Source organism: Pseudomonas sp. o96-267, assembly GCF_003935465.1.
GTDB classification, from domain to species: Bacteria; Pseudomonadota; Gammaproteobacteria; order Pseudomonadales; family Pseudomonadaceae; genus Aquipseudomonas; species Aquipseudomonas sediminis.
The window spans coordinates 305,624-330,714 of the sequence record NZ_RHQP01000001.1 but is presented as its reverse complement, the minus strand read 5'-3'; the positions used below and the strand labels follow the sequence as shown (position 1 = coordinate 330,714).

At 60.6% G+C, this 25,091-nt stretch carries 17 protein-coding genes; 15 read left to right on the top strand and 2 right to left on the bottom strand.

What is annotated here, in order from left to right:
- Nucleotides 1-80 precede the first annotated feature (80 nt).
- The 3 genes from EGJ86_RS01430 (at nt 81) to EGJ86_RS01420 (ending at nt 3,651) form a co-directional block, all read left to right on the top strand.
- Nucleotides 81-845 (top strand): thermonuclease family protein, encoded by a 765-nt coding sequence (locus EGJ86_RS01430; RefSeq protein ID WP_177432729.1) that lies wholly within the window; start codon nt 81-83, stop codon nt 843-845.
- Nucleotides 842-2,278: a M48 family metalloprotease gene (locus EGJ86_RS01425; RefSeq protein ID WP_125833676.1), complete on the top strand. Its 1,437-nt coding sequence runs from the start codon at nt 842-844 to the stop codon at nt 2,276-2,278. Before EGJ86_RS01430 ends, EGJ86_RS01425 begins: the two co-directional genes overlap by 4 nt.
- A gap of 104 nt (nt 2,279-2,382) precedes the next feature.
- Nucleotides 2,383-3,651, top strand: coding sequence for a malic enzyme-like NAD(P)-binding protein (locus EGJ86_RS01420; RefSeq protein WP_125833675.1), 1,269 nt, complete (start codon nt 2,383-2,385; stop codon nt 3,649-3,651).
- A 108-nt stretch (nt 3,652-3,759) separates the two neighbouring features.
- On the opposite strand, the gene EGJ86_RS01415 is transcribed toward EGJ86_RS01420, so the two are convergent.
- Nucleotides 3,760-6,168: a penicillin-binding protein 1A gene (locus EGJ86_RS01415; protein ID WP_371916950.1), complete on the bottom strand. Its 2,409-nt coding sequence runs from the start codon at nt 6,166-6,168 to the stop codon at nt 3,760-3,762.
- Nucleotides 6,169-6,351: 183 nt separating this feature from the next.
- Between EGJ86_RS01415 and EGJ86_RS01410 the strand changes: the two genes are divergently transcribed.
- The 10 genes from EGJ86_RS01410 to EGJ86_RS01365 all read left to right on the top strand — a co-directional run bounded on the left by EGJ86_RS01410 (nt 6,352) and on the right by EGJ86_RS01365 (nt 20,700).
- Nucleotides 6,352-7,416: a pilus assembly protein PilM gene (locus EGJ86_RS01410; RefSeq protein WP_017678539.1), complete on the top strand. Its 1,065-nt coding sequence runs from the start codon at nt 6,352-6,354 to the stop codon at nt 7,414-7,416.
- A complete protein-coding gene (gene pilN / locus EGJ86_RS01405) occupies nt 7,416-7,988 on the top strand; it encodes a type 4a pilus biogenesis protein PilN (protein WP_099522789.1) in 573 nt (190 codons plus the stop codon). Before EGJ86_RS01410 ends, pilN begins: the two co-directional genes overlap by 1 nt.
- On the top strand, nt 7,985-8,608 hold the full coding sequence (gene pilO, locus EGJ86_RS01400; RefSeq protein WP_125833674.1) for a type 4a pilus biogenesis protein PilO: 624 nt from the start codon (nt 7,985-7,987) through the stop codon (nt 8,606-8,608). The genes pilN and pilO overlap by 4 nt, the downstream gene beginning before the upstream one ends.
- Nucleotides 8,605-9,129, top strand: a complete 525-nt coding sequence (gene pilP / locus EGJ86_RS01395) for a type 4a pilus biogenesis lipoprotein PilP (RefSeq protein ID WP_099522787.1) — start codon at nt 8,605-8,607, stop codon at nt 9,127-9,129. The genes pilO and pilP overlap by 4 nt, the downstream gene beginning before the upstream one ends.
- A 55-nt stretch (nt 9,130-9,184) precedes the next feature.
- Nucleotides 9,185-11,302, top strand: coding sequence for a type IV pilus secretin PilQ (gene pilQ / locus EGJ86_RS01390; protein WP_125833673.1), 2,118 nt, complete (start codon nt 9,185-9,187; stop codon nt 11,300-11,302).
- Nucleotides 11,303-11,307: 5 nt separating this feature from the next.
- Nucleotides 11,308-11,826: a shikimate kinase AroK gene (gene aroK / locus EGJ86_RS01385; RefSeq protein WP_099522785.1), complete on the top strand. Its 519-nt coding sequence runs from the start codon at nt 11,308-11,310 to the stop codon at nt 11,824-11,826.
- Nucleotides 11,827-11,877: 51 nt separating this feature from the next.
- The gene (aroB, locus tag EGJ86_RS01380; protein ID WP_125833672.1) at nt 11,878-12,981 is read left to right on the top strand and encodes a 3-dehydroquinate synthase; all 1,104 of its coding nucleotides are present in this window, start codon (nt 11,878-11,880) and stop codon (nt 12,979-12,981) included.
- 10 nt (nt 12,982-12,991) lie between these two features.
- Nucleotides 12,992-14,560, top strand: a complete 1,569-nt coding sequence (locus tag EGJ86_RS01375) for an SPOR domain-containing protein (protein ID WP_125833671.1) — start codon at nt 12,992-12,994, stop codon at nt 14,558-14,560.
- 238 nt (nt 14,561-14,798) lie between these two features.
- The gene (gene gltB, locus EGJ86_RS01370) at nt 14,799-19,247 is read left to right on the top strand and encodes a glutamate synthase large subunit (RefSeq protein ID WP_125833670.1); all 4,449 of its coding nucleotides are present in this window, start codon (nt 14,799-14,801) and stop codon (nt 19,245-19,247) included.
- A gap of 34 nt (nt 19,248-19,281) precedes the next feature.
- On the top strand, nt 19,282-20,700 hold the full coding sequence (locus tag EGJ86_RS01365; RefSeq protein WP_125833669.1) for an FAD-dependent oxidoreductase: 1,419 nt from the start codon (nt 19,282-19,284) through the stop codon (nt 20,698-20,700).
- Here the strand turns inward: EGJ86_RS01365 and EGJ86_RS01360 are convergent.
- The gene (locus tag EGJ86_RS01360; RefSeq protein ID WP_125833668.1) at nt 20,685-22,616 is read right to left on the bottom strand and encodes a sigma 54-interacting transcriptional regulator; all 1,932 of its coding nucleotides are present in this window, start codon (nt 22,614-22,616) and stop codon (nt 20,685-20,687) included. The two genes, EGJ86_RS01365 and EGJ86_RS01360, sit on opposite strands and share 16 nt — an antisense overlap.
- A gap of 268 nt (nt 22,617-22,884) precedes the next feature.
- On the opposite strand from EGJ86_RS01360, the gene EGJ86_RS01355 reads away from it, so the two are divergent.
- Both EGJ86_RS01355 and ntrB read left to right on the top strand, forming a co-directional pair.
- Nucleotides 22,885-24,252, top strand: a complete 1,368-nt coding sequence (locus EGJ86_RS01355; RefSeq protein ID WP_125833667.1) for a CmpA/NrtA family ABC transporter substrate-binding protein — start codon at nt 22,885-22,887, stop codon at nt 24,250-24,252.
- Nucleotides 24,252-25,088, top strand: a complete 837-nt coding sequence (gene ntrB, locus EGJ86_RS01350) for a nitrate ABC transporter permease (RefSeq protein WP_125833666.1) — start codon at nt 24,252-24,254, stop codon at nt 25,086-25,088. Before EGJ86_RS01355 ends, ntrB begins: the two co-directional genes overlap by 1 nt.
- Nucleotides 25,089-25,091: the final 3 nt, after the last annotated feature.

Below are 25,091 nucleotides of genomic sequence, written 5' to 3'. Positions count from 1 at the left end.
TAAAAACACAAACGCCACGAATCAATCGAGGCGTTTGTATTGAACCGGTTCAGTTCAGAACGTTTTCACACAGTCTGCTGGTGGGCGCCTTTTTCGTTTCTCTGCTTTGCGTCGATCTGGCTCAGGCCTTCTGCCCGTTACGCGCAGATCTGCCTCAGGTTGCCGTGCGCCAGGTGGTCGATGGCGACACCGTGCGCCTGGCCGATGGGCGCAGCATTCGCCTGATCGGCATCAACACGCCCGAACTGGGGCGCAAGGGGCGCAGTGACGAGCCCTTCGCCGTGCAGGCCAAGCGTCGTCTGCAGGCGCTGGTCGATGCCAGTGATGGACGTGTCGGTCTGCTCTACGGTGAGCAGCGCAAGGATCGTTACGGCCGTACCCTGGCCCACCTCTTTGACCGCCGGGGGCGTAATCTCGAGGCGCAACTGCTGGGCGAAGGCCTCGGCTTCATGGTGGCGGTGGCGCCCAACAGCGCGCTGGTGACCTGTCAGGCGCAGGCCGAGCGCCAGGCGCGCAGCAAGCGGCTTGGCGTGTGGCGTGACGAGCAGGTGAGGACGGCTGGCCAGATACGCAGTGGTGGCTTCGCCTTGCTCGGTGGGCGGGTCACCAATGTGCAGCGCAACCGCGGCGGCCTCTGGATTGATCTCGATGGCAGTCGGGTACTGCGCGTGGCGCCGGAACTGATGGGTGAGTTCGACGTGCGTGCCTTGCAGAAACTCAAGGGGCGACAGGTGGAGGCGCGTGGCTGGGTCATCGATCGCCAGAGTCGCGGCGGCTTGAAATCCGGGCAGGCGCGCTGGATGCTGCCGCTTACCCATTCGGCGATGCTGGAGGTGTTGCCATGATTCGTGCATTGACGCTGTGTCTTATCTGCGGCTGGTTGGCGGGCTGTGCGGTCAATCCTGCAACGGGTCGCAACGATTTCGTGATGATGAGCGAACGCCAGGAGTTGGAGCTCGGTGCGCGTTATAACCAGGAAATCCTCAAGCAATACCCGCGCTATCAGGATGCCAAGCTGCAGGCCTACATCCAGCGCGTTGGCGAGCGCGTAGCGCGCAGCAGTCATCGCAATCAGCTCAACTATGTCTTCACCCTGGTGGACAGTCCGGACGTCAATGCCTTCGCGTTGCCGGGTGGCTACATCTATATCCATCGTGGCCTGCTCGCCTACCTCAACTCCGAGGCAGAGCTGGCTGCAGTGCTGGGGCACGAGGTCGGCCACGTGACGGCGCGTCATAGCGTGCGCCAGCAGAGTCAGTCCACGGCCTGGGGCTTGCTCGGCCAGGCCGCCGCCATCGGTACCGGTGTCGGCGCTTTGGGCGATCTGACCAGCGTCATGGGCAATGCCTTCGTGCGCGGCTACGGCCGCGATATGGAATTGGAGGCCGATGGCCTTGGTGCGCAATATCTGGCGCGTGGTGGCTACGATCCGCAGGCGATGATCGAAGTGGTCAAGGTGCTCAAGGGGCAGGAGGATTTCGCCCGCGAGCAGGCGGCCAAGCGTGGAGAGGCGCCAGCGGCGGGTGGTTACCACGGTTTGTTCGACACGCACCCGGATAACGATCGTCGTTTGCAAGAGGTGATCGGCCCGGCGAGTGCGCTTGTGGGTGGTAATCAGGAAGTGGGGCGCGACAATTTTCTGCAGATGCTCGACGGTCTGGTGTTCGGCGATTCGGCGGCCAGTGGCATTCGCCGCGGACGCCGTTTCTATCACGGCGAACTGGACTTCACTCTGACCTATCCGCAGGGCTGGCAACTGGTCAATCGTCCCGATGTACTGATCGGCCACACCCAGGATGAGCAAGCCTTTATCGCCATGACGCTGGAGGCAGCGGACAAGCAGCTTTCGCCCGCCGAGTATCTGCGCCGGCGCGTTGGTAATCAGCGCCTGGTAGCTGGCGAGGAGCTGCGTCTGGGGACGCTGCAGGGCTATACGGCGGTCTTGCAGGGACAGTCGGCGCGGCGCGTGGCGGTGATCTATCGAGGCGACAGTGCGTACCTGTTCGTGGCGGCGGTGAAGGGGCGCGCTTCGCTGGAAACCGAGGACCAGCGTTTTCTCGAGGTCATCCGCAGTTACCGGCCGCGGGAGGCGGCCGAACGCAAGCTGGCCGAGCCGGTGCGCCTGCACTTGGTGCGGGCCAAAGCGGGGCAAAGCTTGTCCACTCTGGCCAAGGACTCGCCGCTACCAGCTGGCGGGGAGGCCCAGTTGCGTTTGCTCAATGGGCTCTATCCAAGCGGTGAGCCGCGCCCTGGCGAGTGGCTGAAAACGCTGCGCTAGTGCGGCGCTTCAATCGCGACCGAACGGTCTTGTGCAGGTGTATACAACTTGCGTATCCTCGGCCGCCTGCCCGTTCAACAGCCAACAAAAGCGGAAATGCCACTATGTCAGATCTAAAAACTGCCGCTCTCGAATATCACGCCCAGCCCCGCCCCGGTAAGCTGAGTGTCGAGTTGACCAAAGCCACTGCTACCGCCCGCGACCTTTCGCTGGCATATAGCCCGGGTGTCGCCGAGCCGGTTCGCGAAATCGCTCGTGATGCCGAGCTGGCCTACCGTTACACCGGTAAAGGCAACCTGGTAGCCGTGATTTCCGACGGTACCGCCATCCTCGGTCTGGGTAACCTCGGCCCACTGGCTTCCAAGCCGGTGATGGAAGGTAAAGGTGTACTGTTCAAGCGTTTCGCCGGCATCGACGTGTTCGATATCGAAGTCGATTCGGAAAGCCCGCAGGCCTTCATCGACACCGTAAAACGCATCTCCATCACCTTCGGCGGCATCAACTTGGAAGATATCAAGGCCCCCGAGTGCTTCGAGATCGAGCGCGCACTGATCGAGCAGTGCGACATCCCGGTCTTCCACGATGACCAGCACGGTACCGCTATTGTGACTGCTGCCGGCATGCTCAATGCGCTGGAAATCGCCGGTAAGACCCTGGAAGAGGCGAAGATCGTCTGCCTGGGCGCCGGTGCCGCCGCCATCTCCTGCATGAAACTGCTGGTGAGCATGGGTGCCAAGGTCGAGAACATCTTCATGATCGACCGCAAGGGCGTGATCCATGCCGGTCGCGACGACCTCAACCAGTACAAGGCCGTGTTCGCTACCGAGACCGACAAGCGCACGCTGTCCGATGCGCTCGACGGTGCTGACGTGTTCGTAGGCCTGTCCGGTGCCAACCTGCTGAGCCCGGAAGACCTCAAGCGCATGGCGGCCAACCCGATCGTCTTCGCCTGCTCCAACCCGGATCCGGAAATCAAGCCGGAGCTGGCGCACGAGACCCGCAACGACGTGATCATGGCCACCGGTCGTTCCGACTACCCGAACCAGGTCAACAACGTGCTGGGCTTCCCCTTCATCTTCCGCGGTGCTCTGGACGTTCGTGCCACCCGCATCAACGAAGAAATGAAGATCGCTGCAGCGCTGGCACTGCGTGACCTGGCCAAGTTGCCGGTACCGCAGGATGTCTGTGACGCCTACGGCGGTATCGAGCTGTCGTTCGGTCGTGAGTACATCATTCCGAAACCGATGGATCAGCGCCTGATCACCGTGGTTTGCGATGCCGTGGCCAAGGCTGCCATCGAGTCCGGTGTGGCTACCCTGCCGTATCCGAAGCACTATCCGCTGACCTCGGTGGATGATGTGTTCAACGGCTAAGCCGGCTGGATGCACAAACAAAAAACCCGCCTAGGCGGGTTTTTTGTTGTCTGTCGCGTTCTCTCGGATACGAGCTTTTGCGCGTGTGGCGCGTCGGCGAAGTGCCGATCAGAACAGATCGATCGGCGCCATTTCGTCAGCCGGCAGCGGGCTGCCAGGAGCGCCCATCCCTGGTTCGAACTCACTCATTGGGGGAGGCGAGTCTTCGCTTTTGAACAGTTCGAAGTAGGCGTCCGGCGTGCCCGGTGCGGCAGCGCGGCCACTGACCGGGTCGACGCGCAGCGTCAGCAGGCCCTTGGGTTCCTTGGGCAGATGGTTGGGGCGGTCCTTGAGTACCGCGCCCATGTAGCCCATCCAGATGGGTAGTGCGACGGTGCCGCCATACTCGTGGCGGCCGAGACTTTCCGGTTGGTCGAAGCCGGCCCAGACAGTGGTTACGTAGTCGGCGTTGTAGCCGGAGAACCAGCTGTCCTTGGACTCGTTGGTGGTACCGGTCTTGCCCGCCAGGTCGTTACGACCCAGTGCAAGGGCGCGGCGACCGGTGCCGCGCTTGATCACGTCCTGCAGCATGCTGGTCATGATGTATGCCGTACGCTCGTCGATGATCTGCTCGGCTACCTTGGGTTCTTCCAGCGGCAGATCGTCGGCCGCGTTAACCGTCAGGTTGGCATTCTCCTCGGTCGGCTCACTGCCTGGGACGCGCGCCGGGTTGGCGCGGAACAGCGGTTTGCCGTTGCGGTCATCGATGCGTTCGATCAGGTAGGGCTCGATCTTGTAGCCGCCATTGGCGAAGGTGGCCCAGCCCTCGGCGATTTCCATCGGCGTCAGGCTGGCAGTGCCGAGGGCCAGCGACAGGTTGCGCGGCAGGTCCTGCGGGGCGAAGCCGAAGCGCTCGATATAGCGCAGGCTGCGGTCGATGCCCATGTCCTGAAGCAGACGGATGGAAACCAGGTTGCGCGACTTGTACAGCGCTTCGCGCATACGAATCGGGCCGAGGAAGGTGTTGTTGTCGTTCTTCGGCCGCCATTTCTGCGACAGGTAGTCATCGGAGAGGATGATCGGCGCATCGTTGACCAGCGTCGCAGCGGTGTAGCCACTGTCCAGTGCCGCACTATAAATGAAGGGCTTGAAGCTCGAGCCTGGCTGGCGTTTGGCCTGTACGGCGCGGTTGTAGTTGCTCTGGTCGAACGAGAATCCGCCGACCAGTGATTGAATGGCGCCGCTGTATGGATCGAGGGACACTAGCGCGCTCTGTGCCGCAGGGACCTGGGCGAAAAGCAGGCTGCCATCTTCCTGGCGTTGCACGCGCACGATATCGCCGACCTGGGCGACATCGCCGGGCTGCTGCGGGCGCGGGCCAAGGCTGTTGGTATTGAGGAAGGGGCGCGCCCACTTCATGCTGTCCCAGGCCACGGCCTGTTCTTCGCCGTTGCGGGTCAGCACCAGGATGCCGCTTTTTTCGACCTGGGTAACCACTGCCGGCTCCAGGCCGCCGATGCTGCGAAATTTGCCCAGTTCAGCGAGCCAGGTTTCACGTGTCATGCCTGGCAGGCGGCTCTCGGGGCCGCGGTAGCCATGGCGCTGATCATAGGCGATCAGTCCGTCACGTAGCGCGCTATTGGCCACTTCCTGCAGATTGCTGGGGACGGTGGTGGTGACGTTGAAGCCTTCCGTATAGGCCTCGCTGCCATAACGGCCGACCATTTCGGCACGCGCCATCTCGGCTATATAAGGTGCGCTGAGTTCTGGCGCGGGAACGTGATAGCGTGCGTCGACCACCTCGGCAAGCGCTTCCTCGTAACTGGCCTGGTCTATGCGACCCAGGCGATACAGGCGGCCGAGGATCCAGTCGCGGCGCTCCTTGGCGCGAGTCGGGTTGACCAGTGGGTTGTAGCGCGAGGGGGCTTTCGGCAGGCCGGCGATCATCGCCATCTGTGCCAGGTTGAGGTCGCGGATCGACTTGCCGTAGTAGACCTGTGCGGCAGCTTCGATGCCGTAGGCGCGGTGGCCGAGATAGATCTTGTTGACGTAAAGCTCGAGGATCTCGTCCTTGCTCAGCTCACGCTCGATTTGCAACGCCAGGAGAATTTCGGTGGCCTTTCGCGAGAAGCTGCGCTCGCTGGTGAGGAAGAAGTTCTTCGCCACCTGCATGGTAATGGTGCTACCGCCGCTTTGAATCTGGCCGCTTTTCAATAATTGCGTGGCAGCGCGCATCAGGCTGGTCACATCGACGCCATAATGATTGGCGAAATTATCGTCCTCTGCTGCCAGCAGGGCACTGATGAATTCCTTGGGGATCTCGTCGAAGCGAATGGGCGAGCGACGCATCTCGCCGAACTCGGCGATCAGCTTGGCATCGCTGCTGTAGACGCGCAGGGGGATCTGCAGCTGGACCTGGCGCAGCGACTCGACGGACGGAAGGGTCGGGCTAAGATAAAGAAACGCGCCGCTGAAACTGAGCAACAGCCCACAAAAAACGGCAACGCAAGACCACCAGAAGAACTTCAGCAGGCGTATCAAAATGTTCGGAATTCCAAGTAAAAGAATGAGTTAAGCAGGAGCCGAGGCAAAAAGGGAAAAGCTGATCACATTATAAGCGTTTTTTTCCCGGGGAGCCATTTGCGCTTCTGTCAAGACTGATATTTAATGTGGAAAAACATAAATAGTCCGTAAGTCGCGGATGCCAATAGGAAAACGGTCGTGCTAGGGCTCTTCACTAAGAAAGCGAATACGCTGCTGGGGATCGATATCAGCTCGACTTCGGTCAAGCTCCTCGAACTGAGTCGCTCGGGAAGCCGCTACAAGGTAGAGGCTTATTCCGTCGAGCCGCTTCCACCTAACGCAGTGGTAGAGAAGAACATCGCCGAGCTGGAGGGGGTCGGTCAGGCGCTCTCGCGCGTGTTGGCCAAGGCCAAGAGCGGGGTCAAGACGGCCGCGGTTGCTGTGGCTGGTTCGGCGGTCATCACCAAAACCATCGAAATGGAAGCCGGCCTTTCCGAGGATGACCTGGAAAACCAGCTGAAGATCGAGGCTGACCAATACATCCCCTACCCGCTGGAAGAAGTCGCCATCGATTTCGAAGTTCAGGGCCCGGCGCCGCGTAACCCCGAGCGGGTTGAGGTGCTGCTGGCCGCATGCCGCAAGGAAAACGTGGAGGTCCGCGAAGCAGCCCTCGCGCTCGCCGGGCTTACCGCGAAAGTGGTCGATGTCGAGGCCTATGCCCTCGAGCGCGCTTACGGTTTGCTGGAGGCGCAGTTGGGTGGCGGTCACGATGAGTTGACCGTCGCGGTGGTGGATATTGGCGCGACGATGACCACGCTCAGTGTTCTGCACAACGGCCGCACTATCTACACCCGCGAGCAGCTTTTCGGCGGCAAGCAACTGACCGAGGAAATCCAGCGCCGCTATGGCCTGTCGGTCGAGGAAGCTGGTCTTGCCAAGAAACAAGGTGGTCTTCCAGATGACTACGACAGTGAGGTTTTGCAACCGTTCAAAGAAGCTGTCGTTCAGCAGGTTTCGCGCTCGCTGCAGTTCTTCTTCGCTGCCGGGCAATTCAATGATGTCGACTACATCCTCCTGGCTGGTGGTACCGCGTCCATTCCTGACCTCGATCGTCTGATTCAGCAAAAGATCGGTACGCAGACGTTAGTGGCCAATCCCTTTGCCGATATGGCGCTGAGCAGCAAGGTCAATGCCGGTGCGCTGGCCAGTGATGCGCCGGCACTGATGATTGCCTGTGGTCTGGCGATGAGGAGTTTCGACTGATGGCGCGGATTAACTTACTTCCCTGGCGTGAACAGCTGCGCGAGGAGCGCAAACAGCGGTTTTTGGTAAGCCTGGTCGGTGTCCTCGTTGTGGCTGCTGGCTTGGTCTTTCTGGGTGATCAATTTCTCAGTTCGGCGATCAGTAACCAGAATGCGCGAAATGACTTCATAAAGAAGGAGATCGCAGTTCTCGATGCGCGTATCAAGGAAATCAGTGAGCTGAGAACGCGTCGCCAGCAATTGTTGGAGCGCATGAAGATCATCCAGGACCTGCAGGGCAATCGACCAATCATCGGTCGTGTGTTCGACCAGTTGGTGAGAACGCTTCCGGACGGTGTGTATTTTACCAGTGTGAAAATGACGGGTAAGAGCATTGCCATCATTGGTGCGGCGGAGTCGAATAACCGCGTCTCGAATCTGATGCGTAACTTGGATGGTTCGGAGTGGTTGGCCGCGCCCAATCTGACCGAAGTCAAAGCTGTCACAGCGGGGGCTTTGGATCAGGCGAATGTGTTTCAGCTGACTGTCCAGCAGACACAGCCTGATCAAGAAAAGGCGGAGGCGGCTAAATGAGTATTAAAAATTCCTTGGACAGCCTGCGCAGCATTGATATCAATGAACTTGATTTGAATAATGTTGGGTCGTGGCCTGGTGCGGTTAAATTCATTGCTGGCCTACTGCTGCTTATTGTCGTTCTGGCGTTGGGTTACAACTTCCACCTCAAAGATATGCAAAGCATGTTGGAGCAGCGTCAGCGAGAAGAAGTGACGCTGAAGGAACAGTTTTCCAGCAAAGCATTTCAGGCTGCGAATCTGGAAGCTTACAAAGAGCAGATGCAGGAAATGGAAGTTTCCTTTGGCGCTCTTTTACGTCAACTGCCAAGCGACACCGAGGTTCCTGGGTTGCTGGAGGATATCACTCGTACCGGCTTGGGCAGTGGCTTGGAATTCGAAGAGATCAAGCTGTTGCCGGAAGTGGCTCAGCAGTTCTATATCGAGCTGCCGATTCAGATCAAAGTCACCGGTAGCTATCACGACCTTGCTACTTTCGTAAGCGGTGTCGCTAGTCTGCCGCGTATCGTCACCTTGCATGATTTCCAGCTGGCACCCGCCAGTACTGAAAACTCCAGCCGCCTGAACATGCAGATCATGGCCAAGACCTATCGCTACAATGATAAGGGGGCTCAACAATGAGTTTCTCTCGTTTGGTTCTGGTGACAGGTTTCGTTTTCTTGGCCGGGTGCGGTGTCGGTAGTGATTTTTCCGACCTGCGCACCTATATGGATGAAGTACGCGCAAAGCCTAAAGGCGCTATTGAGCCGCTGCCGACGTTTCAACCCTATGAAAGCTTCACCTACCGTGCTGCGTCCTTGCGTAGCCCCTTTCAGCCTCCGGTTAAAATCGATGTCGTCACTCGGCAGAAGGGGGCGCCGGAGATCAAACCGGATGAAAGTCGTGTCAAGCAATTCCTTGAGGGTTTCAATATTGAAACATTCGAGATGGTTGGCACGCTGAGGAATGATCGCCAGTTATTCGCTCTGGTTAACGGCGCGGGTGGTGTTCATCGTGTAAAAGTTGGCGACTATCTGGGGCGTAACCACGGCAAGATTCTCGTGATCGATGACTCCAAGATCGATGTTATGGAAATTGTTCCAGATGGCGAAGGTGGCTGGCTTGAGCGACCACGCAGCCTTTCCTTGAAGGAGCGCTCCTGAGGGGGCGGGGTGAAAAATGAATATAAATAATCTGTCTGCCACACGGGATACGAAAATGAACGGCTCTCTTTCGCGTCTTAGCGTCGCCCTGTTGGCGGCGCTGCTGTCGCCCGCGGTATTGGCGGCCAATCTCCAGGATTTGAATGTCGCCAGCTTGCCCGGTGATCGGGTTGAGCTGAAGCTGTCCTTCGATGAGCCGGTAACGGCTCCTCGCGGCTATACCATCGAGCAGCCTGCGCGTATTGCTCTGGACCTGCCGGGGGTATCGAACAAGCTCGGCTCCAAGAATCGTGAGCTGGGTGTCGGCAATGCGCGTAGCGTCACCATCGTCGAAGCCAAGGACCGTACCCGTCTGATCGTCAACCTCACCAATCTTGCGCCATACAGCACGCGAGTCGAGGGTAACGATCTGTATGTCTTGGTTGGAGATGCCTCTGCAGCCGCAGCGCGACCCACTGCGTCGGCGCCAGCGTCGGTAACGGCTGTTCCGCCCAAGAAAACCTACGGGCCCCAGGCGAAAGCAATCAGCAATATCGACTTTCAGCGTGGTGAGCAGGGCGAGGGTAATATCGTCATTACCCTTTCCGATAGCTCGATAAGCCCTGACATTCAGGAGCAGGGTGGGAAAATTCGTCTGGACTTTACCAAGACTGAGCTGCCTGAGTCCCTGCGTGTACGCCTAGATGTAAAAGACTTTGCAACGCCGGTGCAATTTGTCAGTGCCACGGGGAGCTCAGATAAAACCAGTATCGTGATTGAGCCAGTCGGTTTGTATGATTACTTGGCTTATCAGACGGAGAATAAGCTGACGCTGAGTGTAAAGCCGCTTAGTCAAGATGATGTAGAGCGCCGTAACGCTGAGCGCTTTGCTTACACAGGTGAGAAACTATCGCTCAACTTTCAGGACATCGATGTACGGTCTGTTCTGCAGCTGATCGCGGACTTCACTGATCTCAACTTGGTTGCAAGCGATACTGTGGCAGGGAATATTACCCTGCGTTTGCAGAATGTGCCCTGGGATCAAGCGTTGGATTTGGTGCTGAAGACCAAAGGGCTCGATAAGCGGCAAGTGGGTAATGTGCTGCTGGTCGCCCCGGCGGATGAGATCGCTGCGCGTGAGCGGCAAGAGCTGGAGTCGAAGAAGCAGATCGCTGAGCTCGCCCCTCTGCGCCGTGAGCTGATTCAAGTGAACTACGCTAAGGCTACTGATATGGCCAAGCTATTTCAGTCGGTCACCAGTGCTGATGGTTCAGCGGACGTGCGTGGCTCTGTCACTGTCGATGATCGCACCAACAGTATCATTGCTTATCAGACTCAGGAGCGCTTGGACGAGTTGCGCAGAATTATCGCTCAGCTTGATATCCCTGTGCGTCAGGTAATGATCGAGGCTCGTATCGTTGAGGCCAACGTTAACTACGACAAAGCTCTTGGTGTGCGTTGGGGTGGTTGGTTGGGCAATGGTAATTGGTCTGGTTACGGCAAGGATGGGGCAACTTCCTTTGATACTGATACCGGGCAGGCTTATTTGCCAGGAACCGATACGGTTGGTCGCTTTACTCTAGAGGATGGCGTAGCTCCTACTCCGTTTGTTGATTTGGGTGTCGCTGAAAGCACTTCGGGTATTGGGATCGGCTTTATGTCCAACCACTTAACCCTGGACCTCCAATTGTCGGCCATGGAAGCGTCGGGTAATGGCGAAATCGTTTCGCAGCCCAAGGTCGTCACTGCTGATAAGGAAACAGCCAAGATCCTCAAGGGGCAGGAAGTGCCGTATCAGGAAGCCAGCTCCAGTGGGGCCACCAGTACCTCGTTCAAAGAGGCTGCCCTGGCTTTGGAGGTTACTCCGCAGATCACGCCGGATAATCGCATCATAATGGAAGTTAAGGTCACTAAGGATGCGCCTGACTTCTCGCGCTCGGTTAACGGTGTCCCGCCGATCAACAAAAACGAGGTCAACGCCAAGGTGCTTGTAGCCGACGGCGAAACGATAGTCATCGGCGGGGTGTTCGAGAATACTCAGACCAAGTCTGTCGAAAAAGTGCCGTTCTTGGGCGATGTGCCTTATCTGGGACGGTTGTTCCGGCGTGATATCGTGCAGGACAACAAGACTGAGTTGCTGGTTTTCCTCACTCCGCGCATCATGAACAACCAAGCCATTGCCGTGAACCGATGACCTAAGTGCGGAATGTAATCCTCGTTGGCCCGATGGGAGCTGGAAAGAGCACCATCGGGCGTTTGCTTGCTAAAGAACTGCGTTTGTCTTTCAAGGACTCCGACAAGGAGATCGAGCAGCGTACCGGTGCCGATATACCCTGGATCTTCGATGTCGAGGGTGAGCAGGGTTTTCGTGAGCGGGAGCGGGCGGTGATCGCCGAGCTCTCGATGCAGGACGGTCTTGTGTTGGCCACTGGCGGTGGGGCAGTCATGCGCCCGGAGAATCGTCAGGCTCTGCATGCGGGTGGGCGAGTCGTCTACCTGCATACTTCTGTGGAGCAGCAGATCGACCGCACGTCGCGTGATCGCAATCGCCCGTTACTGCGCACGGCCAATCCGTCTCAGGTGCTCAGAGATCTGATGGCCATGCGTGATCCTCTATACCGAGAGGTCGCCGATATCATCATCGAGACGGATGAGCGTCCGCCACGCATGGTGGTTCAGGAAATTCTCTTGCGTCTGGAAGCCTTGTCGCCCCGTTAAAGCGCGGGGCGAACTGCGCTATCCTAGTGGCCTTTTTCTCCTGGGGGCCTCATGCAGACTCTTCACGTTGATCTCGCTGAACGCAGCTATCCCATTTATATCGGTCAGGGGTTGCTGTCTCGCCCTGCACTGCTCATGCAGCACATAGCTGGTCGGCAGGTGGCAATCGTGACCAATGAAACCGTCGCGCCGCTGTATCTGCAAGCGCTGCTGCAGGTGCTCGAAGGCTATAGCGTTACCTCTGTGGTGCTGCCTGACGGTGAGGCGTTCAAGAACTGGGAAACCTTGCAGCTGATCTTCGATGGCTTGCTGAGCGCTCGACATGATCGCCGCACCACTGTCGTTGCCCTTGGGGGTGGTGTGATTGGTGATATGGCGGGCTTTGCTGCAGCCTGTTATCAGCGAGGTGTCGATTTCATCCAGGTCCCGACGACCCTGCTTTCTCAGGTCGATTCCTCAGTGGGTGGCAAGACTGGCATCAATCATCCGTTGGGTAAAAACATGGTAGGTGCCTTCTACCAGCCCAAAGCCGTTGTGATCGACACGAGCAGTCTTGATACATTGCCTGTTCGCGAGTTGTCGGCTGGTCTTGCCGAAGTCATCAAGTATGGCCTGATCTGCGATGAGCCCTTCCTGGCATGGCTGGAGCAGAACATGCCGGCCTTGCGTGCGCTCGATCAGCAGGCGCTTACCTACGCTATCGAGCAATCCTGTGCGGCCAAGGCGCGTGTCGTCGGTGCGGACGAGCGTGAGTCGGGAGTGCGCGCCACTCTCAATCTCGGTCACACCTTTGGACACGCCATAGAGACTGAGCAGGGCTATGGTGTGTGGTTACATGGGGAGGCGGTTGCCGCTGGAACGGTGATGGCGTTGGAAATGTCCTATCGCCTGGGCTGGCTATCGGCAGCGGATCGAGACCGAGGTGTACGCCTGTTGCAGGCGGCCGGGCTGCCAGTGGTGCCGCCGCAGGATATGACGCCTGCGCAGTTCCTCGAGCATATGGCAGTGGACAAGAAGGTGCTCGATGGTCAGCTGCGTCTCGTGTTGCTAAAACGTTTGGGTGAGGCTGTAGTGACTGCCGACTACCCGCGTGAAATTCTCGACGCCACGCTGCGTAGCGATTACGCCGCGTTGGCTCAGTCGTCTAACTCTTGAAGAGTGATCCATGACCAGTTTGCATGCTGACGAAGCTTTCCTGGCGCATTACCAGTTCAGCCACGACCCCTTTGCGCCACGAGTGCCTGGCTTCAAGTTCTTCCCGGCGCAGCGCAAGCCAGTGTTGGGGCAATTGCATCACCTCGCGCGTTACAGTCAGCTGTTGCTCGCCGTGGTCGGCCCTGAAGGCAGTGGCAAGACGCTGCTGCGTCAGGCATTGGTTGCCAGCACCAACAAGCAGGCGGTGCAGAGTATTGTCGTTGCGCAGGGCGTTACCGGTAGCGAGGCGCTGCTGCGCCAAGTTGCTCAGGGTCTGTCCATTGCTCAAGCCGATGTGCGTTCGATTCTGGCGCAAGTAGGGCAGTTGGCGTTGACCGGGCAAGAGGTTTATCTGCTGGTCGACGACGCTGATCAGTTGGATGATGCAGCGCTGAAAAGCGTCTTGGCGCTTGCGGCGGGCAATGCCGAGGGGCGTCCGCATATCTTTCTGTTTGCCGAGCAGGATCTGTTGGCGCGCTTGGAGGCGTTGGCTGGTGGCGAGGAGTGTTATCACGCGATCGAGCTTCAGCCTTACGCTGAAGAGGAGACGCGCGACTACCTGGCTCAGCGGCTAGATGGCGCCGGCCAGAGTATTGATCTGTTGACCGAAGAGCAGATCGAGGACATTCATGTTCGTGCTCAGGGGTGGCCCGGAGCAATCAATCAAGAGGCGCGTGAACTGCTGGTCGAGCAGATGCTCGCGCACCGCTCGGCTGGTCGTGGTACGGGCGGCGGTTTTGCCCTGCCGAAAAAGCATCTGTTGGCGCTGGCCGTCGTATTGGTCGGCGTTGCTGCTGCCTGGTTCATGCAGGGACGGGAATCTGCCCCGCCTGCGCCGGTGGCCAGCAACTCGTCGCTACCTTTGCAGTCGTCCGCGCCGGCCGTAGAAGCCGAAGAGCCGGCGCAAGCGCCTGCTACAGAAAGTCGCGCGCCAGCTATCGAGTTCGCGGGTGCCAGTCAGCCACTGCCGTTGCCGCTTGTGGGTGAGTCCCAGAGCGTGATTCGCCAGCCGTTGGCTGAGGCAGCTGGCGAAGAATTGGATAACTTCGAGCCGGAGCCCTCGACAGCAACGCCGCCGTCAACTCCAATCGCTGCTGCACCTGCACCTGCACCTGCACCTGCACCTGCACCTGCACCTGCACCTGCACCTGCCCAGCAGCCTGACCCGGCTACACCCAACCCCGCGACCCCGGCCCCGGCTCCCGCTCCGGCTGCGACGCCCAACCCTGCGCCCGCTACGGCGGCGGCCAATGCACATGCGGGCAGTTGGTACGCGCAGCAGCCAGCCTCCCGCTATGCCTTGCAAGTGGTCGGGTCGCGCTCGGAGGCCAACATTCAGGCGTTGGTACGTGAGGGTGGTAGCGAATATCGTTATTTCAAGAAGGTCCACCAGGGACAGCCGCTGTATGTGCTGACCTATGGTAGTTTTGTCAGTCGCGACGCCGCTCAGGCGGCCGTGAAAACTCTGCCGGCCAAGCTGCAGGCCGGTAAGCCCTGGCCTCGTACGCTGGGCAGTATCCAGCAGGAAATGAGTCGTTAGACGCTCTGTCCCAAGATGACCGCCTGGTCGTTAGCACGACCTTGCGGTCTTATCCTTCGTTTTTGCGACATAAACTTTCACCCCCTCGTCACGAAAATTTGTGACGAGATGGGTGGATATGTACAATGACCTCCCTTTTGCCCATGCAAAGCTGGCCCGTGCCCGCTTTTCGGGTTCAAGTCATTGAATTAGAAAGCAATTTGCCTGAAGTTTAGGCAGCCTGGTGAGAGTTTCCCCTATGAAAGCAGGTTTGTACCGTCCTGATGAGTTCAAGGATAACTGCGGCTTCGGCTTGATCGCCCATATGCAAGGTGAGCCTAGTCATCACCTGCTCAATACCGCTATTGAGGCCCTCACCTGCATGACTCACCGCGGCGGTATCAACGCCGACGGCAAGACCGGTGATGGCTGTGGCCTGCTGATCCAGAAGCCCGACCAATTCCTGCGCGCGATCGCCCAGGAGCAATTCGGCGTCGAACTGCCTGCGCAATATGCGGTGGGCATGGTGTTCTTCAATCAGGATTCGGCTAAGGCCGAAGCCGCACGCGAGAACATGAATCGCGAAATCCTCGCGGCCGGCCTCCAGCTGGTGGGTTGGCGCAAGGTGCCGATCGACACCAGCGTGCTGGGCAGGCTGGCGCTGGAGCGCCTGCCGCAGATCGAGCAGGTGTTCATCGGCGGCGAAGGTCTATCCGACCAGGAATTCGCCATCAAGCTGTTCAGCGCCCGTCGTCGCTCCTCGGTGGCCAATGCCGACGACAGCGACCACTACATCTGCAGCTTCTCGCACAAGACCATCATCTATAAAGGCCTGATGATGCCGGCGGATCTGCAGCAGTTCTACCCGGATCTGGGTGACGAGCGCCTGCAGACCGCCATCGCGGTCTTCCACCAGCGCTTCTCCACAAACACCCTGCCGAAGTGGCCGCTGGCACAGCCTTTCCGTTATCTCGCGCACAATGGCGAGATCAACACCATCACCGGCAACCGCAACTGGGCGCAGGCCCGTCGCACCAAGTTCGCCAACGAGCAGATTCCCGATCTCGACGATCTGGGCCCGCTGGTCAACCGCGTCGGTTCCGACTCCTCGAGCATGGATAACATGCTCGAACTGATGGTCACTGGCGGTATCGACCTGTTCCGTGGCCTGCGCATGATCATTCCGCCGGCCTGGCAGAACGTCGAGACCATGGACGCCGACCTGCGCGCGTTCTACGAATACAACTCCATGCACATGGAGCCCTGGGACGGCCCGGCCGGCGTGGTGCTGACCGATGGTCGTCATGCCGTGTGCCTGCTCGACCGTAACGGTCTGCGCCCGGCGCGTTGGGTTACCACCAAGAACGGCTACATCACCCTGGCGTCGGAAATCGGTGTGTGGGATTACCAGCCCGAGGACGTCATCGCCAAAGGCCGTGTCGGCCCGGGGCAGATCCTCGCTGTCGACACCGAGACTGGCCAGGTGCTGGATACCGAGTCCATCGACAGTCGCCTGAAATCGCGTCACCCCTACAAGCTGTGGCTGCGCAAGCATGCCCAGCGCATCAAGGCGACGCTGGAAGACCGCGACCACGGTTCGGCCTTCTACGACCCGGATCAGCTCAAGCAGTACATGAAGATGTTCCAGGTCACCTTCGAAGAGCGTGATCAGGTGCTGCGTCCGCTCGGCGAGCAAGGCCAGGAGGCGGTCGGTTCCATGGGCGACGACACGCCGATGGCCGTGCTCAGCCAGCGCGTGCGTTCGCCGTACGATTACTTCCGCCAGCAGTTCGCGCAGGTTACCAACCCGCCGATCGACCCGCTGCGCGAAGCGATCGTCATGTCCCTGGAAATCTGCCTGGGTGCCGAGCGCAACATCTTCAGCGAGTCGCCGGAGCACGCCACCCGTGTGATCCTCAGCAGCCCGGTGATTTCGCCGGCCAAGTGGCGCGCGCTGATGAACCTGGATCGCCCGGGCTTCGACCGTCATGTCATCGACATGAACTATGACGAGTCGCTGGGTCTGGAAGCTGCCGTGCGCAACATGGCCGACCAGGCCGAGGAAGCCGTGCGTGCCGGCAAGGTGCTGCTGGTACTGACCGACCGCCACATCGCCCCTGGCAAGCTGCCGGCGCATGCCGCGCTGGTCACTGGCGCCGTGCATCACCGCCTGACCGAGAAAGGCCTGCGTTGCGACTGCAACATCCTGGTGGAAACCGCCACCGCGCGTGACCCGCACCACTACGCCGTGCTGCTGGGCTTCGGTGCTTCGGCGGTATACCCGTTCCTGGCCTACGAAGTGCTGGGCGACCTGATCCGTACCGGCGAAGTGCTGGGCGATCTGTACGAAGTCTTCAAGTACTACCGCAAGGGCATCTCCAAGGGCCTGCTGAAGATCCTGTCGAAGATGGGCATCTCCACGGTCGCGTCCTACCGCGGCGCGCAGCTGTTCGAGGCGGTCGGCCTGGCCGATGAAGTCACCGAACTGTGCTTCCGGGGTGTGGCCAGCCGCATCCAGGGTGCGCGTTTCGTCGATATCGAAAGCGAGCAGAAGCTGCTGTCCTTCGAGGCCTGGAACAATCGCAAGTCGATCCAGCAGGGCGGCCTGCTCAAGTTCGTCTACGGCGGCGAGTACCACGCCTACAACCCTGACGTGGTACGCACGCTGCAGGACGCCGTGCAGCAAGGCAACTACGAGAAGTACAAGGAATACTCGAAGCTGGTCGACACCCGTCCGGTGTCGATGATCCGCGACCTGCTCAAGGTCAAGGAATCCAGCGCGCCAATCAGCCTCGACGAAGTCGAGCCGCTGCAGTCGATCTTCAAGCGTTTCGATGCCGCCGGTAGCTCCCTCGGCGCGCTGTCGCCGGAGGCGCACGAGGCGCTGGCCGAGGCTATGAACCGCCTGGGCGGTCGTTCCAACTCCGGTGAGGGCGGCGAAGACCCGGCCCGCTACGGCACCATCAAGAGCTCGAAGATCAAGCAGGTGGCGACCGGCCGTTTCGGTGTGACTCCGGAGTACCTGGTCAACGCCGAAGTGCTGCAGATCAAGGTGGCCCAGGGCGCCAAACCCGGCGAGGGCGGCCAGTTGCCGGGCGGCAAGGTCAACGGCCTGATCGCCAAGCTGCGCTACGCGGTGCCGGGCGTGACCCTGATCTCGCCGCCGCCGCACCACGACATCTACTCGATCGAAGACCTGGCGCAGCTGATCTATGACCTCAAGCAGGTCAACCCGAAGGCACTGGTGTCGGTCAAGCTGGTGGCGGAAGCCGGTGTCGGCACCATCGCTGCCGGTGTGGCCAAGGCCTACGCCGACCTGATCACCATTTCCGGTTACGACGGCGGTACCGGCGCATCGCCGCTGACCTCCATCCGTTATGCCGGCGCGCCGTGGGAGCTTGGTCTGGCCGAAACCCATCAGACCCTGCGCGGCAACGACCTGCGCGGCAAGGTGCGGGTACAGACTGATGGCGGTCTGAAGACCGGCCTGGACGTGATCAAGGCAGCCATCCTCGGCGCCGAGAGCTTCGGCTTCGGCACCGCACCGATGGTGGCTCTGGGCTGCAAATACCTGCGCATCTGCCACCTGAACAACTGCGCCACCGGCGTGGCCACGCAGAACGACAAGCTGCGCAAGGATCACTTCATCGGCACCGTCGAGATGGTGATGAATTTCTTCACCTACGTCGCCGAGGAAACCCGCGAGTGGCTGGCCAAGCTGGGCGTGCGCAGCCTGGAAGAGCTGATCGGGCGTACCGACCTGCTCGAAGTGCTGCCGGGCGAAACCGCCAAGCAGGGCAATCTGGATCTGTCGCCGCTGCTGGCCAGCGCGCATATCCCGGCCGACAAGCCGCAGTTCTGTCAGGTGCCGAAGAACCCGCCGTTCGACGAAGGCCTGCTGGCCGAGAAGATGGTGGAAATGGCCAAGGACGCCATCGCCGGCAAGACCGGTGGTGAGTTCGAGCTGAACATCGGCAACTGTGACCGCTCCATCGGTGCGCGCATTTCCGGTGAGATCGCCCGCGTGCATGGCAACCAGGGCATGAACGGCGCGCCGATCACCTTCCGCTTCAAGGGCACTGCCGGTCAGAGCTTCGGTGTATGGAACGCCGGTGGTCTGCACCTGCGCCTGGAAGGCGACGCCAACGACTACGTCGGCAAGGGCATGACCGCGGGCAAGATCGTCATCACCCCGCCTGCAGGCAGCCCGTTTGCCACCGAGGACAGCGCCATCATCGGCAACACCTGCTTGTACGGCGCCACTGGTGGCAAGCTGTTCGCCACCGGCACTGCGGGTGAGCGTTTCGCTGTGCGTAACTCCGGCGCTCACGCCGTGGTGGAAGGCACGGGCGACCACTGCTGCGAGTACATGACCGGCGGTTTCGTCTGCGTGCTGGGCAAGACCGGCTACAACTTCGGCTCGGGCATGACCGGCGGCTTCGCCTACGTGCTCGACCTGGACAACGGCTTCTACGACCGCGTCAACCATGAGTTGGTGGAAATCCAGCGCATCAACAACGAAGCGATGGAGGCCTACCGCAGCCACCTGGAAAGCGTGCTCGCCGAGTACGTTGAAGAGACCGGTAGCGAGTGGGGGCAGAACCTGCTGGAAAACCTGGACGATTACCTGCGCAAGTTCTGGCTGGTGAAACCGAAAGCGGCCAGTCTGAAGTCGCTGCTGTCCAGCACCCGTGCCAACCCGCAATAAGAATGCGCCTGAAGTGGTTTGATGAGGTAATGCAATGACTGAACGTCTGAATAACGACTTCCAGTTCATCGAAGTCGGGCGCAAAGACCCGAAGAAGAAACTGCTGCGTCAGCGCAAGAAGGAGTTCGTCGAGATCTACGACAACTTCAAGCCGGCGCAAGCTGCAGACCAGGCGCATCGCTGCCTGGGCTGCGGCAACCCGTATTGCGAGTGGAAGTGCCCGGTGCACAACTTCATTCCGAACTGGCTGAAGCTGGTCTCGGAAGGCAACATCCTGGCCGCCGCCGAGCTCTCGCACCAGACCAACACCCTGCCGGAAGTCTGCGGCCGCGTGTGCCCGCAGGATCGCCTCTGCGAAGGTGCCTGCACCCTCAATGACGGCTTCGGCGCGGTGACCATCGGTTCGGTGGAGAAGTACATCACCGACACCGCCTTCGCCATGGGCTGGCGCCCGGACATGTCCAAGGTCAAACCGACCGGCAAGCGTGTCGCGGTGATCGGTGCCGGCCCGGCTGGCCTGGGCTGTGCCGACGTGCTGGTGCGTAACGGCGTGACCCCGGTGGTGTTCGACAAGAACCCGGAGATCGGTGGCCTGCTGACCTTCGGCATCCCCGAGTTCAAGCTGGAAAAGACCGTGCTCAGCCGCCGCCGTGAAGTTTTCACCGGCATGGGCATCGAGTTCCGCCTGAATACCGAGATCGGCAAGGACGTGACCATGCAGCAATTGCTGGATGAGTACGATGCCGTGTTCATGGGCATGGGCACCTACACCTACATGAAGGGTGGCTTCCCCGGTGAAGACCTGCCGGGCGTCTATGACGCGCTGGACTTCCTCATCGCCAACGTCAATCGCAACCTCGGTTTCGAGAAGGCGCCGGAAGACTTCATCGACATGAAGGGCAAGCGCGTCGTGGTACTGGGCGGTGGTGACACCGCGATGGACTGCAACCGCACCTCGATCCGTCAGGGCGCCAAGGCCGTGACCTGCGCCTACCGTCGTGACGAAGAGAACATGCCCGGCTCGCGCAAGGAAGTGAAGAACGCCAAGGAAGAGGGCGTGAAGTTCCTCTTCAACCGCCAGCCCATCGCCATCGTCGGCGACGGCAAGGTGGAAGGCATCAAGGTGGTCGAGACCCGTCTCGGCGAACCGGATGCCCGTGGCCGCCGCAGCCCTGAGCCGATCCCGGGCTCCGAGGAAGTCATCCCGGCAGAAGCCGTGCTGATCGCTTTCGGCTTCCGTCCGAGCCCGGCGCCCTGGTTCGAGCAGTTCGAGATCCAGACCGACAGCCAGGGCCGCGTCGTGGCGCCCGAGCAGAGCACTTTCAAGCACCAGACCAGCAACCCGAAAATTTTCGCCGGTGGCGACATGGTGCGTGGTTCTGACTTGGTGGTGACGGCGATCTTCGAGGGTAGGAACGCCGCCGAAGGTATCCTCGACTACCTGGGCGTCTGACTCGTCTCGTACCTGCGCGGCTGCGACCTACGTGGTCTGTAGTCGCGCGGGTCGATGGCGAAACTCTCCAGGCGTGAGCGCAGGGTCGTTGGCTTCAGCTCCAGCAACCGCGCCGCGCCGTCCTTCCCCGATATCCTGCCCGCACAGGCCTTCAGTGCTGCGATCAGGTTTTCGCGCATCTGCCGGCGTTGCTCGCCCTGAGTGAAAATCCGCATTTCCTGTTCCACCTGTGGCTGTGACGGCGCGTCGTTACCGCTGTCGTTGGGCAGATCAAGGCGCAGCCGGGTGCCGGGTGAAATGATCACCGCGCGCTCGATCAGGTTCTCCAGCTCACGAATGTTGCCCGGCCAGGAATAGGCCTGCAGGCGTTGGATGTCTGCCAGGCGCAGGCTGGGCTCAGGACGGTTGAGCTGACGACAGGCGCGGCTGAGAAAGTGCTGGGCCAGCGGCGGAATGTCTTCCGGGCGCTGACGCAGCGGCGCCGACTCGATGGGGAAGACGTTGAGGCGAAAGTACAGGTCTTCACGGAAGCGGCCGGCGCGCACTTCCTGGCGCAGGTCGCGGTTGGTGGCGGCGATTACGCGTACATCCACCTGGCGGGTACGGTTGTCGCCGACCCGCTCCAGCTGCTGTTCCTGCAGCACGCGCAGCAGCTTGCTCTGCAGCTCCAGGGGAATTTCGCCGACCTCGTCGAGAAACAGTGTGCCGCCGTCGGCCAGCTCGAAGCGCCCGACGCGGTCGTTAAGCGCGCCGGTGAAGGCGCCGCGGATATGCCCGAAGAACTCGCTCTCGAACAGTTCACGCGGTACCGCCGCGCAATTCACCCGGATCAGCGGGCGGCGGCTGCGTCCGCTGTTGTCGTGAATGGCGCGGGCGATCAGCTCCTTGCCGGTGCCTGACTCGCCGGTGATCAGCACGTTGGCGCCGGTAGGGGCGACCAGTTCGATCTGGTGGATCACCTGCTGCATGGCGGCGCTGCGCCCGACCAGATCATGCTGGGCATACTCGCCGCGAATTTCCTCCTGCAGGTAGGCATTCTCCAGTTCCAGGCGTTGCTTGAGTTGCTGCACCTCGCTCAGCGCCTGGCGCAACCGGCGCTCGGTTTCCAGGCGCTCGCTGATGTCGCGAAACACCACCACGGCGCCGACCAGTTCGCCGTCGTCGCGCAGCGGCGTACTGGTGTAATCCACCGGAATCGGCTTGCCGTCCTTGTTCCAGAACACCTCGTCGGCCACCTGGTGTACCTCGCCGTCGTTGAAGGCGGCGTAGATCGGGCAGGTGTGGCCGTCGTAGGTGCTGCCGTCGGGATGATGGTGGTGGATCAGGTCGTGAATGTTGTGGCCGATCAGATCGTCGGCCCGCCCGCCGAGAATGCGCTCGGCCGCCGGATTGACGAAGGTGGTCTCGCCATTGCGGTTGACGCCATAAATGCCCTCGCCAGCGGCGCCGAGGATCAGCTGATTCTGCCGCTCGAACTGGCGGAAGATGCGTTCCACGCCCTGCCATTCGAGCAGCCCTTGGCGTTGATAGCGCTCGGCTTCGGCCAGCCCGCGCAGGGCGTCCAGGCGACGGCGCTGCTGGATCAGCAGACCGAGCAGGCTAGCGCCGTCATGTTCCAGCCGGCTGCCGTCGATTTCCACCTCCAGCGGCTCGCCATCGCGATGCAGCAGCCCGAGGCCGTCACGCCAGGCAGCGCCGCGCACCTGTACCTCTTCGGTGAAGGTGACTAGGGCTCCCAGGTCATGTGCCCAGAGACGGCTGGCGCGCTGTGCGAGCAGTTCATCCAGCGGCCAGCCGAGCAGGGCGCAACAGGCTGGATTGGCATGCAGGATGCGGTCGTGGATTGGATCGATGACCAGGCTGGCGCTCTGCATGTGTTGCAGCAACAACTGGCTAGCGGCATTGGGATCGGGCATCGCGGAGCTCTCGGGATTGGCCTTTCAGGTCGTTATCCAAAGGGCGTGCCAGTTGCCGAAATATCGTTTTTTATGGTGACGAATTTTCGTGAATGACGAGTTTTCGTTTTTCCTTTGCTTGATGAAAATCTTTATTTTTCAATTAGTTATTCTTGTTTTTGAGCTGGTACAGCTCCTGCACTAGCTGACATGAACCGGCCAGCAATGGCCCAGCCCAGTCAGCGCCCGCCTCACCAATTTGGGGCAGGCCATCGCAGGAGTGATCACGATGAGCGTCAACAGCCTGGACGATCCATTCAGCCCCGACAGCGAGCTGTCCCATGGCGCCGGGTGTGCCTGTCAGCGTTGCACGCCCAGTGCCGCTGCGCTGCCCGATGACAGCGAGGCCATGCTCGATCGCGCGGTGGAGAACGCCATTGTGCGCGGCGTGTTCGGCCATAACGATTTCTCCCGGCGCAGTTTCATGGGAATGATCGGTGGCGGTGTCGCGGCGGCGATTCTGGGCAGCCTGATCCCGTTGGATGCGGTCAAGGCGGCGGTCAAGGACAGCCTTGGCCCGTTGGAGAAGACCAAGCTGAAGATCGGCTTCGTGCCCATCACCTGCGCCACGCCGATCATCATGGCCGAGCCGATGGGCTTCTATGCCAAGTACGGATTGGAAGTTGAGACGGTGAAAACCGCCGGCTGGGCGGTGGCGCGCGACAAGTCGCTGGCCGGCGAATACGACGCCTCGCACATGCTTTCGCCGATGCCGCTGGCTATCAGCCTGGGGTTGGGGTCGACGCAGACGCCATTCGTCATGCCGGCGCTGGAGAACGTCAATGGCCAGGCCATCGTGCTTGGCATGCAGCATCAGGACAAACGCGATCCGAAGCTGTGGAAGGGCATGCGCTTCGGTGTGCCGTTCGAATACTCGATGCACAACTTCCTGTTGCGTTATTACGTCGCCGAGCATGGCCTGGACCCGGATCGCGACATCCAGATTCGCGTGGTGCCGCCACCGGAGATGGTCGCCAACCTGCGTGCCGGCAATCTTGATGGCTTCCTCTCGCCGGACCCGTTCAACCAGCGCGCGGTGTGGGAGAAGGTCGGCTTCATCCACCTGCTGACCAAGGAGTTGTGGCCGGGCCATCCGTGCTGTGCCTTCGCCTGCAGCCAGCGCTTCGCCAGCGAGAACCCCAATACCTATGGCGCGCTGCTGCATGCGCTGATCGATGCCACGCAGTATTCCTCCAAGGCCGAGAATCGCAAGGCGGTAGCCGAGGCGATTTCCACCCGCAACTACCTCAACCAGCCGGTGCCGGTGGTGCAGCAGGTGCTCAGCGGGCGCTATGCCGACGGTCTGGGCAACATCCATGACGAGCCGCAGCGCATCGACTTCGATCCGTTCCCGTGGCAGTCGATGGCCGTGTGGATCCTCACCCAGATGAAGCGTTGGGGCTATCTGCAGGGGGATGTCGACTATCGCTCCATTGCCGAGCGGGTGTTCCTCGCGGCTGACGCCGGCAAGGTCATGAAAGAACTTGGCCTGCCGGTACCGGCCGACGCCTACAAATCCTTCAGCGTGATGGGCAAACCCTTCGACCCGGCCGATCCGGACGGTTACCTGGCCAGCTTCGCCATGCGGAGGTCGTGATGAAAGCGTCCATGTCCCTGCGCGCGGCGATTCTTTCCGTTGTGCTGCTGGTTCTGCTGCTCGCCATCTGGGAGGTGCTCTGCCGCGTGCCCGCAAGCGCCGCAGTCAGTGCTGATGACGAATACGCCCTGCTCATGGGCGAGGCCGAGCAGGAGGCCCGCGTGCCGCCGCCCTCGGTGGTGCTGGCGCATGCCTACGCCGAACTGAGCCAGCCGTTCTATGACAACGGACCCAACGACAAGGGCATCGGTATCCAGCTCGCGCACTCGCTGTACCGGGTGCTGACCGGCTACCTGCTGGCGGCGCTGGTGGCGATCCCTATCGGTTTCGTCATCGGCATGTCGCCGCTGATGTACCGCGCGCTCAACCCCTTCATCCAGATTCTGCGGCCGATCTCGCCGCTGGCCTGGATGCCGTTGGCGCTGTTCGTGATCAAGGACTCGCAGACCTCGGCGATCTTCGTGATCTTCATCTGCTCGGTGTGGCCGATGTTGCTCAACACCGCCTTCGGCGTCGCTGGCGTACGTCGCGACTGGATCAACGTTGCCCGCACCCATGAGCTGAGCCCGCTGCGCACGGCGTTCAGCGTGATCCTGCCGGCGGCCATGCCGACCATTCTCACTGGCATGCGCATCTCGGTGGGCATCGCCTGGCTGGTGATCGTCGCCGCCGAGATGCTCGTCGGTGGCACCGGTATTGGTTACTACGTGTGGAACGAGTGGAACAACCTCAACCTGGCCAGCGTGATCTTCTCGATTCTGATGATCGGCGTGGTCGGCATGCTGCTCGACCTTCTGCTGGGCAGCGTCGCCCGTCTTGTCAGCTACCAGGAGTGATGT

Bases quoted from the DNA above. Each gene is read 5' to 3' on its own strand.
- gltB (WP_125833670.1), top strand. From the start codon at position 14,799: ATGAAAGCAGGTTTGTACCGTCCTGATGAGTTCAAGGATAACTGCGGC.
- pilO (WP_125833674.1), top strand. From the start codon at position 7,985: ATGAGTATTAAAAATTCCTTGGACAGCCTGCGCAGCATTGATATCAAT.
- aroB (WP_125833672.1), top strand. From the start codon at position 11,878: ATGCAGACTCTTCACGTTGATCTCGCTGAACGCAGCTATCCCATTTAT.
- EGJ86_RS01355 (WP_125833667.1), top strand. From the start codon at position 22,885: ATGAGCGTCAACAGCCTGGACGATCCATTCAGCCCCGACAGCGAGCTG.
- pilN (WP_099522789.1), top strand. From the start codon at position 7,416: ATGGCGCGGATTAACTTACTTCCCTGGCGTGAACAGCTGCGCGAGGAG.
- EGJ86_RS01375 (WP_125833671.1), top strand. From the start codon at position 12,992: ATGACCAGTTTGCATGCTGACGAAGCTTTCCTGGCGCATTACCAGTTC.
- EGJ86_RS01420 (WP_125833675.1), top strand. From the start codon at position 2,383: ATGTCAGATCTAAAAACTGCCGCTCTCGAATATCACGCCCAGCCCCGC.
- ntrB (WP_125833666.1), top strand. From the start codon at position 24,252: ATGAAAGCGTCCATGTCCCTGCGCGCGGCGATTCTTTCCGTTGTGCTG.
- pilP (WP_099522787.1), top strand. From the start codon at position 8,605: ATGAGTTTCTCTCGTTTGGTTCTGGTGACAGGTTTCGTTTTCTTGGCC.
- EGJ86_RS01425 (WP_125833676.1), top strand. From the start codon at position 842: ATGATTCGTGCATTGACGCTGTGTCTTATCTGCGGCTGGTTGGCGGGC.
- EGJ86_RS01360 (WP_125833668.1), bottom strand. From the start codon at position 22,616: ATGCCCGATCCCAATGCCGCTAGCCAGTTGTTGCTGCAACACATGCAG.
- pilQ (WP_125833673.1), top strand. From the start codon at position 9,185: ATGAACGGCTCTCTTTCGCGTCTTAGCGTCGCCCTGTTGGCGGCGCTG.
- EGJ86_RS01365 (WP_125833669.1), top strand. From the start codon at position 19,282: ATGACTGAACGTCTGAATAACGACTTCCAGTTCATCGAAGTCGGGCGC.